Raw genomic sequence first — 15,768 nt, forward strand, 5'->3', positions numbered from 1 at the left:
GAGCTGTCCGGGCTCGCCGCCGGCGGTGCCGAGCTGTTCGCGGTGAACGACAGCGACAACGGTGTGCTGGCCGTCCAGGTGATGGACCGCGAATGCGCGATCACCCGGACGATCACCACCCGGATCAACCCGTTCGACGTCGAAGACCTCGCATTGGCACCTGACGGAACCCTGTGGGCGGCGGACACCGGCGACAACGGCAAGACGCGCGAGACCGTGGCATTGCACGCGGTTTCCCCGAACGGTTCGGCGCGTTTGTACCGACTCACGTATCCTGACGGAAAGCACGACGCGGAAGCGTTGTTGATCGACGGCTCGGGAATTCCGCACATCGTCACCAAGGAAACGATCGGGTCCGCCCTCGTGTACCGGCCCGCGGGCGCGCTGGACGAGAACGCGCCGACCCCGCTGGAGCAGGTGGCGCGGGTGTCGATCGCCGGCACGGACACCCCCGGCGGGCCGCTGGCCAACCGCGTGGTGTCGCGCCTGGTCACGGGCGCGGCGACGAGCGCGGACGGCCGGGTGGCGGCGCTGCGGACCTACACCGACGCCTACCTGTTCCCGGTGCCGGACGGCGACCTGGCGAAGGCCCTGGAGGGCGACCCGGTGCGCGTGCCGCTGCCGGACGAGCCGCAGGGCGAGGCCATCGCGCTCGCCCCGGACGGCACGCTGCTGTCGGCCTCGGAGTTCGGGAACGCGGCGGCGTCCTCGACGGTGCGCGCGGTGGCCGGCGCGACGGCCCTGGCCGTGCCCCCGGCGCCCACGACCACCGAGGCGCCGGCACCCCTCGACACCTCGGCCCCTCCCCCGCCCGCGCCGACCGACGACGCGCCCCCGTGGCTGGTCATCGGGGGTGGCGCGGTCGCGCTGGTGCTGATCGGCGGCCTCGTGCGCCGGTCGCGCAGGAGGGCCTGAGACGCCGAAGAGGGCCCGGGCGGCGAACCGCCCAAGCCCTCCCCGGTGGTCCGTCAGAGGCGGCGCAGCACCGCGACGACCTTGCCCAGGATCGACGCCTCGTCGCCCAGGATCGGCTGGTAGGCCGGGTTGTGCGGCATCAGCCACACGTGGTCGTCCCGGCGCTTGAACGTCTTGACCGTGGCCTCGCCGTCGATCATGGCGGCCACCACGTCGCCGTTGTCGGCCGTCGGCTGCTGGCGCACCACGACCCAGTCGCCGTCGGTGATGGCGGCGTCCACCATCGAGTCACCCACGACCTTGAGCAGGAACACCTCGCCCTCGCCGACGATCTCGCGCGGCAGCGGGAACACGTCCTCGATGGACTCCTCGGCCAGGATCGGCCCACCCGCGGCGATGCGGCCCAGCATGGGCACGTACGCGGGCGTCGGCTTGGACGCCGGGTCGAGGCCGGTCACGATCTCCGTCGGCAGCACGCCCACCGCGCGCGGCCGGTTCGGGTCCCGCCGCAGGAAACCCTTCTTCTCCAGCGCCCGCAGCTGGTGGGCGACCGAGGACGTGCTCGTCAGGCCCACCGCCTCGCCGATCTCGCGGACGCTGGGCGGGTAGCCGAACCGGTCCAGCCAGTCGCGGATCACGTCGAGCACCTTGCGCTGCCGCAGGGTGAGCCCCGCGTTGCCCGCGATGTCCGCCGGTGGGGGGGCGGAGGGCGCATCTGCGGCGATGCCCGCGTCGTCGTTGGTCTTGCGCACCACGGTGCTTCCTCCTCACCGGCTCAGATTGCCCAGGCCGGCTATCCGTCGATCTTCGACTGTGGACGGTAGTCGCGTTCGACGCCCAGATCAAACACCTGTTCGAAGTAAGCGTCGGCGTGTCCTTCCAATTATGCGGCACTTAGTGGTAGACATTCGCACGGACGTTCGATCGAACACAGGTTCGATCATGATCGGATGACCTGCGTTGGAGGGCAGCATGGCGGTGGTCATTGGCACCCGCAACGGGTTCGAACTCGTCGACGGCGCCGGTGTCGAGGATGTCGCCCTCGGCGAGGGACTGCGACCCGGACCGCGGGTGCTTCGCCGGTTCGAGGTACCCGAGCGCGACGACCGGCGGCCCGCGGGCCGCCCCCTCCCCCTCGCGGCGCGCGAGGCGCCGCCCGAGCCGGCCGCCCCCGGGGTCCGCCCCCGGCGGCACCCCGCCCTCCGGTTCGCCGCCCACGTCGCGGTCGCGGCCGTCGTGGCCGCCGCGCTGAGCCTGTTCTACCTGTACGCGACCGGCGCGACCACCGTCCCCGAGCGCACCGCCGTCGTGCACGTCCAGGTGGGCGAGTCCCTCCTCGACGTCGCCGGGCGCAGCGCGCCGGACAGCGACCCCGAGGCCGTCGCGGCCCGCATCCGGGAGCTGAACGCGCTCCCCGACGCCGAGGTGAGGCCCGGCCAGGCCCTCGTCGTCCCGGACGGCGCGGCCGGCCCCTGACCCGCGCCCGGACCCCTCCCGAGCACTCCCCGGACCGCGCCACCCGACCACCGGTGGCGCGGTCCGGGCGTTTCGGGGCGTCGCCCGAGGTTCCGCCGTCCGAGTGACGGGACACGCCACCCCCCGACTTGCAGGCCCGTAGGGCTTGGGCATAGGTTGACCCCTACATCTAGTGGTTACACCGTCGTAGTCAGTCCACAGGTTGGGGTTTTCCCCACGAGCGGGGCTGACGCGATGGCTGCTGCCCAGGGGAGGGGAAGACCAGCCGTGCGATGCCCGTTCTGCCGGAACTCGGACTCGCGTGTCGTCGATTCCCGCGAGGTCGACGAGGGCCAGGTCATCCGCCGCCGCCGGTCGTGCACGGCCTGCGGACGCCGCTTCACCACGGTCGAGGAGGCCGTGCTGGCGGTGGTCAAGCGCTCCGGCGTGACCGAGCCGTTCAGCCGCGACAAGGTCGTCGTCGGCGTGCGCCGGGCGTGCCAGGGCCGCCCCGTCGACGAGGACGCGCTCCAGCAGCTCGCCCAGCGCGTGGAGGAGTCGATCCGCTCCGGCGGCGTCGCCGAGATCCCCAGCCACGAGGTCGGCCTGGCCATCCTCGGCCCCCTGCGCGAGCTGGACGAGGTCGCCTACCTCCGCTTCGCCAGCGTCTACCGCTCCTTCTCGTCCGTCGAGGACTTCGAGAAGGAGATCGCCGATCTCCGCGACGCCCAGCGCGACTAGTCCCCCGACTGGTCGGCGCCGGCCGCCGCGACCGAGAACCACACCGCGAACAGCACATCGCGAACACCACAGCGACCGCCTCGGACGGGGAGCCCGGACGTGGTCGTTCCACACCCACACCATGTGATCGAGAGGGACCCCGGATGACCGAGACCGTCGGTGGCTCGAAGAAGACGGCCACCCGCAACGGCGCGGGAAGCAAGAACGCCAAGCTGAAGGTGGAGCGCGTCTACACCACGGAGGGCACGCACCCCTACGACGAGGTCACCTGGGAGCACCGCGACGTCGTGATGACGAACTGGCGCGACGGCTCGGTGAACTTCGAGCAGCGCGGCGTCGAGTTCCCGGACTTCTGGTCGGTCAACGCGACGAACATCGTCACGAGCAAGTACTTCCGGGGCGCGGTCGGCACGCAGCAGCGCGAGCACAGCCTGCGCCAGCTCATCGACCGCGTGGTGAAGACCTACGTCGAGGCGGGCGTCAAGCACGGCTACTTCGGCTCCGAGCAGGACGCCGAGATCTACGAGCACGAGCTGACCTGGATGCTGCTGCACCAGGTGTTCAGCTTCAACTCGCCGGTGTGGTTCAACGTGGGCACCACCTCCCCGCAGCAGGTCAGCGCCTGCTTCATCCTGTCGGTCGACGACACGATGGAGTCCATCCTGAACTGGTACCGCGAGGAGGGCCTGATCTTCAAGGGCGGCTCCGGCGCGGGCCTGAACCTCTCGCGCATCCGCTCGTCCCGCGAGCTGCTGTCCTCCGGCGGCACCGCGTCCGGCCCGGTGTCGTTCATGCGCGGCGCGGACGCGTCGGCGGGCACCATCAAGTCCGGTGGCGCGACCCGCCGCGCGGCGAAGATGGTCGTGCTCGACGTGGACCACCCCGACGTCGAGGAGTTCATCGAGACCAAGGCGCGCGAGGAGGACAAGGTCCGCGCGCTGCGCGACGCCGGGTTCGACATGGACCTGGGCGGCAAGGACATCGTGTCCGTGCAGTACCAGAACGCGAACAACTCGATCCGCGTGTCGGACGAGTTCATGCACGCCTACGAGAGCGGCGGCCAGTTCGGCCTGCGCGCCCGGATGACCGGCGAGGTCATCGACCACGTCGACGCGAAGGGCCTGTTCCGCAAGCTCGCGCAGGCCGCGTGGGAGTGCGCCGACCCGGGCATCCAGTACGACGGCACCATCAACGACTGGCACACCACGCCGGAGTCGGGCCGCATCACCGCGTCCAACCCGTGCTCGGAGTACATGCACCTGGACAACTCCAGCTGCAACCTCGCGTCGCTGAACCTGATGAAGTTCCTCAAGGACGACGGTTCGTTCAACGCGGAGCTGTTCGCCAAGTCGGTCGAGGTGATCATCACCGCGATGGACATCTCCATCTGCTTCGCGGACTTCCCGACCCCCGCGATCGGCGAGACGACCCGCGCGTTCCGCCAGCTCGGCATCGGCTACGCGAACCTGGGCGCGCTGCTCATGGCGACCGGCCACGCGTACGACTCCGAGGGCGGCCGGGCGCTGGCGGCGACCATCACGTCGCTGATGCAGGCCGTGGCGTACCGGCGGTCCGCCGAGCTGGCCGGCATCGTCGGCCCGTACGACGGCTACGCCCGCAACGCCGAGGCGCACCAGCGGATCATCCGCAAGCACGCCGCGGCCAACGACGAGATCCGCACGCTGCACGCCAACGACGCCGCCGTGCGCTCGGTGGCCACCAAGGCGTGGCAGGAGTGCCAGGCGGTCGGCGCCCGCAACGGCTGGCGCAACGCGCAGGCGTCCGTGCTCGCGCCCACCGGCACCATCGGCCTGATGATGGACTGCGACACGACCGGCATCGAGCCGGACCTGGCGCTGGTGAAGTTCAAGAAGCTGGTCGGCGGCGGCTCCATGCAGATCGTCAACCAGACCGTGCCGCGCGCGCTGCGCGTCCTGGGCTACCAGGAGGAGCAGGTCGAGGCGATCGTCGAGTACATCGGCGAGCACGGCCACGTGGTCGACGCCCCCGGCCTGAAGACCGAGCACTACGACGTGTTCGACTGCGCCATGGGCGACCGGTCGATCGCCCCGATGGGCCACGTCCGGATGATGGCCGCGGTGCAGCCGTTCATCTCGGGCGCGATCTCCAAGACGGTCAACATGCCGGAGACGGCGACCGTCGAGGACGTCGAGGAGATCTACTACCAGGGCTGGAAGCTGGGCCTGAAGGCGCTCGCGATCTACCGCGACAACTGCAAGGTCGGCCAGCCGCTGTCGGCGGGCAAGTCCGCCAAGGCGTCGGTCGCCGCCACGCCCGAGGTCAAGACCGAGACGGTCGTCGAGTACCGCCCGGTGCGCAAGCGCCTGCCGAAGAAGCGCCCGTCGCAGACGGTGTCGTTCACGGTCGGCGGCGCCGAGGGCTACCTGCACGCCGGTTCGTACCCGGACGACGGCCTGGGCGAGATCTTCGTCAAGCTCGGCAAGCAGGGCTCGACCCTGGCGGGCGTGATGGACGCGTTCTCCATGTCCATCTCGGTCGGCCTCCAGTACGGCATCCCGCTGGAGTTCTACGTCTCGAAGTTCCAGAACCTGCGCTTCGAGCCGGCGGGCATGACGGACGACCCGGACGTGCGCATCGCGACCAGCGTCCTGGACTACCTGTTCCGGCGCCTGGCGCTCGACTACCTGCCGGTGGAGAAGCGCGCGCAGCTCGGCATCTTCACCGCCGACGAGCGCACCGCCCAGGTGGCGGCGGACTACAGCGGCGGCGACGTCGACCTGGAGGGCCTGCGCACGTCCGTCGACTCCGACACCCCGGCCGCGCCGGCCAACGCCCCGGCCCCCGCGCCGGAGAAGAAGCCCGCGCCGCAGGACATCAGGGTCGGCAGCTCCACGGAACTGCTCGAACTGCACCTGGGCAAGGCCGCCGACGCGCCGCTGTGCATGACGTGCGGCACGAAGATGCGCCCGGCCGGCTCCTGCTACCTGTGCGAGGGCTGCGGCTCCACGTCGGGTTGCAGCTGACCTGACGGCAGTCCGGGACCGGCGGAGCCGGGGCGACCACCACCGCCCCGGCTCCGCCGCGTCTGCGGTGCACCACCACGTACGTGACGTACTTTCACGAGGTCGTGGTACCGGTGATGATCGACCGGGAGGCAGGCATGTCCGCTGTCGCGTGCCCGGGTCGTCCGCGAGAACGACGGCTGGTCGGTGTTCGTCCCGGGGTTGCCGGTGGCCGCGGACGGCGCGTCGTTCGACGAGGCGATCGCCGAGATGGTCGACGCCCTGCGGGAGTACGCGGAGGACTGGCGGGAACGCCTGCTCGACGCCCCGAGCCACCGCGGCAACCGGGACCTGGTGCGGTTGATCGGCTCCAGCGACGACGCGCAGCTGCGCGCCTGGCTCGTCGGCAGCGCGCCGTGACCTCCTGACCGCAGCTCACGGGGGAGTTCCGATGGACACCGACCTGCTGCTGGCCGGTTACCCGGTGGCCGCGCGAGGTGCCAGGGCCGACTGGCGGGACGCGGGGCTGTCGGGCCCCGACCTGGTCTCGATGAGCGACTGCGTCGTGGACGTGCTGCCGGCGGACCGCGACGGCTGGGACGACTGGTTCGACGACCCGGTCGCGGCCGGGCGGTCACGGGTTCGCGCGGGGCGGGCGGGGCTGCACGTGCTGGCCGTCGGCGTGGCCGCGGCCGACGCCCCGGGCCTGCTCCGGGAGATGGCCGGCGCGGGCCACCACCCGGACGCGGGTGGCGTGGCGGGACGCCTGGCCCGGCGGGACGCCTTCCCCGACCCCCGCCCCGGTCGGGTGCTGGGCTTCGAGCTGGTCGGCTTCGACAGCGGGGGGTGGCACACCTGGACCTGCCTCGACGGGCTCGTCGACGACGTCCGGCGGGCGACGGGCGTGCGACCGGGGAGGTGGGGGTTGGTCCGGGACGGGCGGGAGGCGCGTCGGGCGGCGACGTGGCTGACGGCGTCGGGGCTCGGCGACCCGAAGGTCTTCCTGTGGGTCCCGGCGCTCCTGGTCGACGCCTGCGGGGACGGGGACGGGGACGGCGGACCGTGCGAGCACCTCGACCGGGTGGGCGACCGAGCGGAACGCTGAACCGGCCGGTTCCGCCTCGTCCCGCGCTGTGGGATGGTGAGGGCGTGATCGACCGGGACGGGTGGACCGGGTGAGCGGAGCGGGGCTCGTGGTCGCACGGGTGCTCGGCGCCGGCGCGTTCCACGAGGTCGGTCACCCCACCGCGGTGGCGTCGTCGCCCGACGGGGAGCTGCTGGCCGTCGCGGGTGACCTCGGGCACGCCGGGTCGCCGGTGTGGGACCCGGGGGTGCGCCGGCTGCCGCTGGCGGTCTACCGGACGTCCGACCTGGCGTGCGTGCTGCTCGTGAACACCCGGTGGCCGGTGGGCTCGCTGTCGTTCCACCCGGAGCTGCCGCTGCTGGCCGCGGGCACCGGGCAGTACGACGGCGGCTACTTCTACGAGGGCGAGCTGCTGCTCGCGGACCTGGTGACGGGCCGCACGAGGTCGGTGGTCGAGTCCTGCACGCAGGTGCTGGACGTGGCGTGGCTGGACGCGCGGTCGCTGCGGGTGGTGCTCACGCCGTCCACCGACGACGAGGAGCAGGTCGCCCACGCGTTCACCGCGGTCCGCGACGACTGGGGGTCACCCGACCTGACCTTCTTCCCCTCGCGCATGTCGACCGCGCCGCTGGTGGGGCGACCGGACCCGGTGCGCGCCCGGCTCGCCGTCGAACGCGCCTGCCTCGACCGGGGCGTGGTGTGGTCGCCGCGCCGCCAGGTGCGCGCGGTGCGGGCGCTGCGCGACGGCCGGGTCCTGGCCGCGCTGGACGGCGTCGCCGTGGAGTGCTGGGACCGCGCCGGCGGGCACTGGGCGCTCCCGGTCGACGGGCACGGCACGCAGGTCGTGGTCTCCCCCGACGAGCGCACCGCCCTCACCAACGCGGTGGGCCGGCACGACGGGCCGAGCGCGGTCACCGCGGTGGACCTGACCACCGGCCGCCCGCTGCGGGACGTCCCGGTGGACTCGCACGTCGTGCTGGTGGACCGGGCAGACGGCCTGGTGGCGGCACGGCCGGCGACGCGCGGCGACCACCCGGGCCCGCTGCTCGCGCCGGACGGGCGCCGGGTCGGCGAGGTGGTCGTCGGCCACTACGACCTCGTCAACCACTACTTCGACGTCCGCCGCTCGCCGCACCTGCTGTTCCTGCGCGGCACCTCGCCGAAGCCGTGGCGGCGCAAGTGGGTGGTCACGCCGGTCGACGGCGGCCTGCGGTACCTGTTTCCGCTGGAGTGGGACGAGCGGCGCGACGGGCACCTGTTCGGCGGCCCCGGCGCGTGGCTGGCCGGCGGTGGTGACGGGACCGGCGGGTCGATCGTGCACGCCGGGACGGTCCACGACGGCGCGGGCCTGCTGCCGGGCAACGCGTTCGTCGCCCGCCGCCGCTACCCGAAGGGCAAGGCCGAGTGGGTGGTCACCGCCGACCACGCGCCGGTGGCGCTGGACGCCGACGAGAACCACGCGTACGTGGCGTTCGCGTCCGGCGAGGTGGTGGTGCTGCGCAACGACGACGGCGCGGAGCTTGCACGCCTGCGGCCGGAGGTGGCGGGTCACCCGGTCGTGCCGCTGTCGCTGTGCGCCGCCGGCGGCGGACGACTGCTGATCGGCACGTTCCAGGGCTCGGTGCTGGACTGCGCCGTGACTCCCTAGGGGCCCGGGACGTGGCAGGCCGGGGGCGCATGTCGACCTCGGACGCACTCCGCTCCCTCGACGAGCTGCGCGCGCACGGCGAGGTCGACCAGGACCGGTTGGCGGCGGCGTTCGCCGAGCGCTGCGACCCCCGTCGCGGGTACGGGCCGGGCGCGGTGGTGGTGCTGCACCGGGTCCGGGCCGGTTCACGAAGCTCGCCGCCGACGACTACCGGGCCGCGGTCACCGCGTGCGTGGCGGCGGGCGGCGACGCGGACACGACGGCCGCCATCACGGGCGGGGTCGTGCGCGCTCCCGTGCCCGGGGAGTGGCTGTCGCGCCGCGAGCCGCTGCCGACCTCCGCACCCCGAGCCGACCTCCGCGCCCTGAGCGGCCCGTGTCACCCCATCGGGGGGCGACACGGACCGGGAACGCTCAGCCGCGGCGGAACAGCTTGGTGCCCAACCACACGATCGGGTCGTAGCGGCGGTCGGCGACGCGCTCCTTCATCGGGATCAGCGCGTTGTCGGTGATCTTGATGTGCTCCGGGCACACCTCGGTGCAGCACTTGGTGATGTTGCACAGCCCCAGCCCGTGCGACGACTGCGCCTCGCGCACCCGGTCGGCCCCGTCGAGCGGGTGCATCTCCAGCTCGGCCACCCGCATCAGGAACCGCGGCCCGGCGAACGACTCCTTGTTCTCCTCGTGGTCGCGGATGACGTGGCACGTGTCGTTGCACAGGAAGCACTCGATGCACTTGCGGAACTCCTGCGAGCGCTCCACGTCGACCTGCTGCATCCGGTACTCCCCCGGCGCGACGCCCTCCGGGGGCTGGAACGCCGGGACCTCCCGCGCCTTCCGGTAGTTGTACGAGACGTCGGTGACGAGGTCGCGGATCACCGGGAACGTGCGCATCGGCGTCACGGTGATCGTCTCGTCCTCGGTGAACGTCGACATCCGGGTCATGCACAGCAGCCGCGGCCTGCCGTTGACCTCGGCCGAGCACGAACCGCACTTGCCCGCCTTGCAGTTCCACCGCACGGCCAGGTCGGGCGTCTGGGTGGCCTGCAACCGGTGGATCACGTCGAGGACGACCTCGCCCTCGTTCACCTCGACGGTGAAGTCCTCCAGGCCGCCGCCCTCGGCGGAACCGCGCCACACCCGGAAGTGCCCCTGGTACCCCACGTCACCCCTCCAGTTCGTCCGCGGTCAGGTACTTGTCCAGCTCCGAGCGCTCGAACAGGTCGAGCAGGTCCGCACGGATCGGGACCTGCGCCTCCTCGTCCACCGCGACGCCGTCGCCGGACGCGGTGCAGACCAGCAGCCTGCGCCGCCAGTCGGCGTCCATCCGGGGGTGGTCGTCGCGGGTGTGCCCGCCGCGGCTCTCGGTGCGCAGCAGCGCGGCGCGCGCCACGCACTCGCTGACCAGCAGCATGTTGCGCAGGTCGAGCGCGAGGTGCCAGCCCGGGTTGAACTGCCGGTGCCCCTCGACCACGACGTTCGCCGCGCGCCGCTTCAGCTCGTCGAGCCGCGCGACGGCCTGCTCCATCTCCTCGGCCCGCCGGATGATGCCGACCAGGTCGTTCATCGCCTGCTGGAGCTCCACGTGCAGCGTGTACGGGTTCTCGCCGCTCTCCCCGGAGAACGGCGCGAGGGCCGTCCGCTCGGCGTCGACCACCGCCTCGTCGGAGCACGCGGGCCGCTCGGACAGGCTCGCCACGTAGTCGGCCGCGCCCAGGCCCGCCCGCCGGCCGAAGACCAGCAGGTCGGACAGCGAGTTGCCGCCCAGCCGGTTCGAGCCGTGCATGCCGCCGGACACCTCGCCCGCCGCGAACAGGCCGGGCACGGACGACGCGCCGGTGTCCGGGTCGACCTGCACGCCGCCCATCACGTAGTGGCAGGTCGGCCCGACCTCCATGGGCTGCGCGGTGATGTCGACGTCGGCCAGCTCCTTGAACTGGTGGTGCATCGACGGCAGCCGCCGCATGATCTCCTCGGCGGGCAGGCGGGTGGAGACGTCCAGGAACACGCCGCCGTGCTCGGACCCGCGACCGGCCTTGACCTCGGAGTTGATGGCGCGGGCCACCTCGTCGCGCGGCAGCAGCTCCGGTGGCCGCCGGTTCGCGCCGGGGTCGGCGTACCAGCGGTCGGCTTCCTCCTCGTTGTCGGCGTACTTGTCCTTGAACACCTCGGGCACGTAGTCGAACATGAACCGCTTGCCCTCGGAGTTCCGCAGCACGCCGCCGTCACCGCGCACGGACTCGGTGACCAGGATGCCCTTCACCGACGGCGGCCAGACCATGCCGGTCGGGTGGAACTGGACGAACTCCATGTTGACCAGCGACGCCCCGGCGCGCAGGGCCAGCGCGTGGCCGTCGCCGGTGTACTCCCACGAGTTGGACGTGACCTTGAACGACTTGCCGATGCCGCCGGTCGCGAGCACCACCGCGGGCGCCTCGAACAGCACGAACCGGCCGGACTCGCGCCAGTAGCCGAACGCGCCGGCGACCTTGCCGCCGTCCAGGACCAGGTCGGTGACGGTGAACTCCTGGAACACCCGCAGCAGGGACTCGTGGTCGCCGGTCCGCGCGTGGTCGTCCTGCTGGAGGGACACGACCTTCTGCTGGAGGGTGCGGATCAGCTCCAGGCCCGTGCGGTCGCCGACGTGCGCGAGGCGCGGGTACTCGTGGCCGCCGAAGTTGCGCTGGCTGATCCGGCCGTCCTTCGTGCGGTCGAACAGGGCCCCGTAGGTCTCCAGCTCCCACACCCGGTCGGGCGCCTCCTTGGCGTGCAGCTCGGCCATCCGCCAGTTGTTGAGGAACTTCCCGCCGCGCATGGTGTCCCGGAAGTGCACCTGCCAGTTGTCGTTCGAGTTCACGTTGCCCATGGCCGCGGCGATGCCGCCCTCGGCCATCACGGTGTGCGCCTTGCCGAACAACGACTTGCACAGCACCGCCGTGCGCATCCCGTGCTCGCGGGCCTCGATCGCGGCGCGCAGCCCCGCGCCGCCGGCACCGATCACGAGCACGTCGAACTGATGCCGTTCCAGCTCGGGCAAAACCACTCCTCAGTTGACGAATCGGAGGTCGGTGATCGTCCCGGAGGCGACCAGCGCGACGTAGAGGTCCGTGACGCAGACGAAGATCAGCGAGGCCCACGCGAGCTGCATGTGCTTGGCGTTGAGCTTGGAGATCCTCGTCCACGCCCAGTACCGCACCGGGTGCTTGGAGAAGTGCTTCAACCGGCCGCCGGCGATGTGCCGGCACGAGTGGCACGACAGCGTGTAGGCGCCGAGCAGCGCCACGTTCACCAGCAGCACGACGTTGCCCAGGCCGATGCCGGTGGTGAACGCGTAGACCGCGTCGTAGACGTTGACCAGCAGCAGCAGCGAGGCGGCGTAGAAGAAGTAGCGGTGCAGGTTCTGCGCGACCAGCGGGAAGCGGGTCTCCCCCGTGTACTTCGCGTGGGGCTCGGCCACCGCGCACGCGGGCGGGGACATCCACGCCGCCCGGTAGTACGCCTTGCGGTAGTAGTAGCAGGTCACGCGGAAGCCGAGCAGGAACGGGATGATGATCACCGGCGGGGTGAGGAACCCCGGCAGCTCGGGCAGGGGTCGGCCGAAGTGCGCCGCGCCGGGCAGGCACTCCTGGCTCAGGCACGGGGAGTACATGGGCGTCAGGTAGCGGTACTCGTCCACCCAGTAGAAGTCGCCCATGAACGTGCGCACGGCCGCGTACACCGAGATCAGCAGCAGACCGGCGAAGGTGGCCAGCGGCGGTATCCACCACCGGTCGGTCCGCAACGTGCGCTGGGCGATCTGCGCCCTCATACCTCACCTCGGTTCCACGTCGCTGTGGCGGGGTCGATCAAGGACCGATCTTTTCGGGCAAAACCGAACCGGCCCCCGCGTGGTGCGTCACGCGGGGGCCGGGCCGGGGTGGGTCAGGTGCGGTGGCTGCGGTAGCCGCCGAGACCCTCGTCGTCGGCGTCGTGCCAGAGCCGGGGGTCGTAGGGCGTGTCGGGCACCACCACGACCTCGCGCTCGATCCTCGGCGCTTCCCGCTGCCGGGGCGTGCTGTCCAGGTCGACCAGCTCGGTCGCGTCGATGTCCATGCGCTCGACGTCGTTGGCCAGCCTCTGCACCGCGGCCACGTCGCCGTAGCGCGCCCGCAGTCCGCCGACGCACTGGCGGAGCCGGCCGAGCGCGCGGCGCAGTTCCACGATCTCCGAGGACGTCATGGTCAGCACCTCCCTTGGGGTTCCGTGTGCCGACTCTGCCCGGTCGGCGCCCTTGTGACAAGCACCACAAGTATCCACGGCGCGTCCCAGGATCTGAATCGTTTTTGTGACGATCATGTGTCGTGACATAATGTGTGGGCTGTCACGTCCGTCCGTGCGACGCCAGCGCTGCCGTCCCACCGGGCCCACCACGGCCCGTGATCACCCCCGGAGACAGCGAACCATGAGCGTGCATCCCGTCGTCGCCGCAGTGACGGCCCGAATCGCCGCCCGCAGCGCCGCCGCCCGGACCGCCTACCTCGACCGCATCGCCCAGGCCCACCAGGACGGCCCCGCCCGCCGCGACATGGCGTGCAGCAACCTGGCGCACGGCTTCGCCGGCATCACCGGCGGCGACAAGGACCTCCTTCGGGCGATGCGTCGCCCGAACGTGGCGATCGTGTCGTCCTACAACGACATGCTCTCCGCCCACCAGCCGATGAACGAGTACCCCGCGTGGATCAAGGACGCGGCGCGGGCCGTCGGCGGCGTGGCGCAGTTCGCGGGCGGCGTGCCCGCCATGTGCGACGGCATCACGCAGGGCCGCGCGGGCATGGAGCTGTCCCTGTTCAGCCGGGACGTCATCGCGATGTCCACCGCCGTGGCGCTCTCGCACGAGATGTTCGACTCGGCGCTGCTGCTCGGCGTGTGCGACAAGATCGTCCCCGGCCTGCTGATCGGCGCCCTGTCGTTCGGGCACCTGCCCGCGATCCTGGTGCCCGCCGGCCCCATGAGCTCCGGCCTGCCGAACTCGGAGAAGGCCCGCGTGCGGCAGCTGTTCGCCGAGGGCAAGGCCACCCGCGAGGACCTGCTGGAGGCCGAGTCCGCCTCCTACCACAGCCCCGGGACCTGCACGTTCTACGGCACGGCGAACTCCAACCAGCTCGTCGTGGAGGTCATGGGCCTGCACCTGCCGGGCGCGAGCTTCGTGCCGCCGGGCACCAGGCTGCGGCGGGCGCTGACCGAGGAGGCCGCGCGCCGGGCCGTGGAGATCAGCCGGGGCGACGAGTACACCCCGATCGGGCGGGTCGTGGACGCGAAGTCCGTGGTCAACGGCGTGGTCGCGCTGCTCGCGACCGGCGGCTCGACCAACCACACCATGCACCTGGTGGCCATCGCCTCCGCCGCGGGCATCGAGCTGGGCTGGGACGACTTCGCCGAGCTGTCCTCGGTGGTGCCGCTGCTGGCGCGGGTGTACCCGAACGGGTCGGCCGACATCAACCACTTCCAGGCCGCGGGCGGCGTGCAGTTCCTCGTGCACACCCTGCTGGAGGCCGGGCTGCTGCACGAGGACGTGCAGACCGTCGCCGGGCCCGGCCTGTCCCGCTACACGCGGGAGCCCGTGCTCGTCGAGGGCGTGCTGACCTGGCGGAACGGCCCCGGCCGCTCCCTGGACACCGACGTGCTGCGGGCCGCGACCGAGCCGTTCGCCGCCGACGGCGGCCTGCGCATGCTGTCCGGCAACCTCGGCCGCGCCGTGATCAAGGTGTCCGCGGTGAAGGCCGAGCACCGGGTCGTCGAGGCGCCCGCGCGCGTGTTCACCTCGCAGGAGGCGTTCAGCGCGGCGTTCAAGGCCGGCGAGCTGGAGCGCGACGTGGTCGTGGTCGTGCGGCAGCAGGGACCGCAGGCCAACGGCATGCCCGAGCTGCACAAGCTCGTCCCCGCCCTCGGCGTGCTCATGGACCGGGGCTTCCAGGTCGCGCTGGTCACCGACGGCCGCATGTCCGGCGCGTCGGGCAAGATCCCGGCCGCCATCCAGCTCACGCCCGAGGCGGCCGTCGGCGGCCCGCTGGCCCGCGTGCGCGACGGCGACGTGCTGCGGCTGGACGCCGAGACCGGGACGCTGGAGGTCTTCGTCGACCCGGCGGAGCTGGCCGCGCGCGAGCTGGTGGACTTCCCGCCGGACGCGCAGGCGTGGACCGGCACCGGGCGCGAGCTGTTCGCGGCGCTGCGGCGCGCGGTCGGCCCGGCGGACCGGGGCGCCAGCGTGTTCGGACCCATCGCGGCCTCGCACTTCGAAGGCCAGTTCAACCAGGAGGTGTCCCGGTGACCACCAGCTCGGAGCTGCTGGCGCTGTCCCCCGTCATCCCGGTCGTCGTCGTGGACGACGCCGCGCACGCCGTGCCGCTGGCGCGGGCGCTGCTGCGCGGGGGCATCGGCGTGATCGAGCTGACGCTGCGCACGCCCGCCGCGCTGAGCGCCATCGAGCGGGTGGCCGCCGAGGTGCCGGAGATCGTGATCGGCGCGGGCACCGTGACCGCGCCGGAGCACGCCGAGCAGGCCGCGAAGGCCGGTGCCGCGTTCCTCGTCACGCCGGGCTCGACGGACGCGGTGCTCGCCGCCGCCGAGGACACCGGCCTGCCGTTCCTGCCGGGCGCGGCGACCGTGTCCGAGGCGATGCGGCTGGCCGAGCGCGGCCTGACGGCGCTGAAGTTCTTCCCGGCCGAGGCCGCGGGCGGCGTGGACTACCTCAAGTCCATCGGCGGCCCGCTGCCCGGCCTGCGGTTCTGCCCGACCGGCGGCATCACGCCCGAGTCGGCCCCGCGCTACCTGGCGCTGCCGAACGTCAGCTGCGTGGGCGGCTCCTGGCTGACCCCGAAGGACGCCCTCGCCGCCGGCGACTTCGACCGCGTCGAGTCCCTGGCCCGGGCCGCCGCCGCCCTCTGACCCGCCCCGAACGCGGAA

General features: G+C 72.3%; 15 protein-coding genes. 10 read left to right on the top strand and 5 right to left on the bottom strand.

Going from position 1 to position 15,768, the window contains the following annotated elements; translation table 11 throughout:
- A partial coding sequence (locus ACR807_RS36445) for a hypothetical protein (RefSeq protein WP_438926067.1) occupies positions 1 to 915 on the top strand: 915 nt, incomplete at its 5' end.
- A gap of 53 nt (positions 916 to 968) precedes the next feature.
- Here the strand turns inward: ACR807_RS36445 and lexA are convergent.
- A complete protein-coding gene (gene lexA / locus ACR807_RS36450; RefSeq protein ID WP_438926079.1) occupies positions 969 to 1,640 on the bottom strand; it encodes a transcriptional repressor LexA in 672 nt (223 codons plus the stop codon).
- 247 nt (positions 1,641 to 1,887) lie between these two features.
- On the opposite strand from lexA, the gene ACR807_RS36455 reads away from it, so the two are divergent.
- From ACR807_RS36455 to ACR807_RS36485, 7 genes are all read left to right on the top strand, one after another.
- Entirely contained in the window at positions 1,888 to 2,391 is a 504-nt protein-coding gene (locus tag ACR807_RS36455; protein ID WP_438926068.1) for a LysM peptidoglycan-binding domain-containing protein, read from the top strand.
- Between the two features lie 267 nt (positions 2,392 to 2,658).
- Positions 2,659 to 3,111 carry a transcriptional regulator NrdR gene (gene nrdR, locus ACR807_RS36460; protein WP_306746924.1) on the top strand — a complete coding sequence of 151 codons (453 nt, stop codon included), beginning with the start codon at positions 2,659 to 2,661 and terminating at the stop codon, positions 3,109 to 3,111.
- 143 nt (positions 3,112 to 3,254) lie between these two features.
- On the top strand, positions 3,255 to 6,116 hold the full coding sequence (locus tag ACR807_RS36465) for a vitamin B12-dependent ribonucleotide reductase (RefSeq protein ID WP_438926069.1): 2,862 nt from the start codon (positions 3,255 to 3,257) through the stop codon (positions 6,114 to 6,116).
- A 186-nt stretch (positions 6,117 to 6,302) separates the two neighbouring features.
- Positions 6,303 to 6,515: a type II toxin-antitoxin system HicB family antitoxin gene (locus ACR807_RS36470; protein WP_438926070.1), complete on the top strand. Its 213-nt coding sequence runs from the start codon at positions 6,303 to 6,305 to the stop codon at positions 6,513 to 6,515.
- Between the two features lie 31 nt (positions 6,516 to 6,546).
- Complete coding sequence (locus tag ACR807_RS36475; protein WP_438926071.1) at positions 6,547 to 7,200, top strand: hypothetical protein; 654 nt, start codon at positions 6,547 to 6,549, stop codon at positions 7,198 to 7,200.
- 70 nt (positions 7,201 to 7,270) lie between these two features.
- Positions 7,271 to 8,827: a hypothetical protein gene (locus ACR807_RS36480; RefSeq protein WP_438926072.1), complete on the top strand. Its 1,557-nt coding sequence runs from the start codon at positions 7,271 to 7,273 to the stop codon at positions 8,825 to 8,827.
- A gap of 121 nt (positions 8,828 to 8,948) precedes the next feature.
- Positions 8,949 to 9,338 carry an ADP-ribosylglycohydrolase family protein gene (locus tag ACR807_RS36485; RefSeq protein ID WP_438926080.1) on the top strand — a complete coding sequence of 130 codons (390 nt, stop codon included), beginning with the start codon at positions 8,949 to 8,951 and terminating at the stop codon, positions 9,336 to 9,338.
- Here ACR807_RS36485 and ACR807_RS36490 read toward each other — a convergent pair.
- The 4 genes from ACR807_RS36490 to ACR807_RS36505 form a co-directional block, all read right to left on the bottom strand.
- Positions 9,241 to 9,990 (bottom strand): succinate dehydrogenase/fumarate reductase iron-sulfur subunit, encoded by a 750-nt coding sequence (locus ACR807_RS36490; RefSeq protein WP_438926073.1) that lies wholly within the window; start codon positions 9,988 to 9,990, stop codon positions 9,241 to 9,243. The genes ACR807_RS36485 and ACR807_RS36490 overlap by 98 nt on opposite strands.
- Before the next feature lies 1 nt (position 9,991).
- Positions 9,992 to 11,863: a fumarate reductase/succinate dehydrogenase flavoprotein subunit gene (locus tag ACR807_RS36495; RefSeq protein WP_438926074.1), complete on the bottom strand. Its 1,872-nt coding sequence runs from the start codon at positions 11,861 to 11,863 to the stop codon at positions 9,992 to 9,994.
- 9 nt (positions 11,864 to 11,872) lie between these two features.
- Positions 11,873 to 12,634 (bottom strand): succinate dehydrogenase subunit SdhC, encoded by a 762-nt coding sequence (gene sdhC / locus ACR807_RS36500; protein ID WP_438926075.1) that lies wholly within the window; start codon positions 12,632 to 12,634, stop codon positions 11,873 to 11,875.
- Positions 12,635 to 12,747: 113 nt separating this feature from the next.
- Complete coding sequence (locus ACR807_RS36505; RefSeq protein WP_438926076.1) at positions 12,748 to 13,044, bottom strand: Rv0250c family protein; 297 nt, start codon at positions 13,042 to 13,044, stop codon at positions 12,748 to 12,750.
- A 223-nt stretch (positions 13,045 to 13,267) separates the two neighbouring features.
- Here ACR807_RS36505 and edd point away from each other — a divergent pair, with 223 nt between their 5' ends.
- Positions 13,268 to 15,133 (top strand): phosphogluconate dehydratase, encoded by a 1,866-nt coding sequence (gene edd, locus ACR807_RS36510; RefSeq protein ID WP_438926077.1) that lies wholly within the window; start codon positions 13,268 to 13,270, stop codon positions 15,131 to 15,133.
- The gene (eda, locus tag ACR807_RS36515) at positions 15,130 to 15,750 is read left to right on the top strand and encodes a bifunctional 4-hydroxy-2-oxoglutarate aldolase/2-dehydro-3-deoxy-phosphogluconate aldolase (RefSeq protein WP_438926078.1); all 621 of its coding nucleotides are present in this window, start codon (positions 15,130 to 15,132) and stop codon (positions 15,748 to 15,750) included. Before edd ends, eda begins: the two co-directional genes overlap by 4 nt.
- Positions 15,751 to 15,768 lie beyond the last annotated feature (18 nt).

This window comes from Saccharothrix sabaoui, assembly GCF_051756985.1.
GTDB lineage: Bacteria > Actinomycetota > Actinomycetes > Mycobacteriales > Pseudonocardiaceae > Actinosynnema.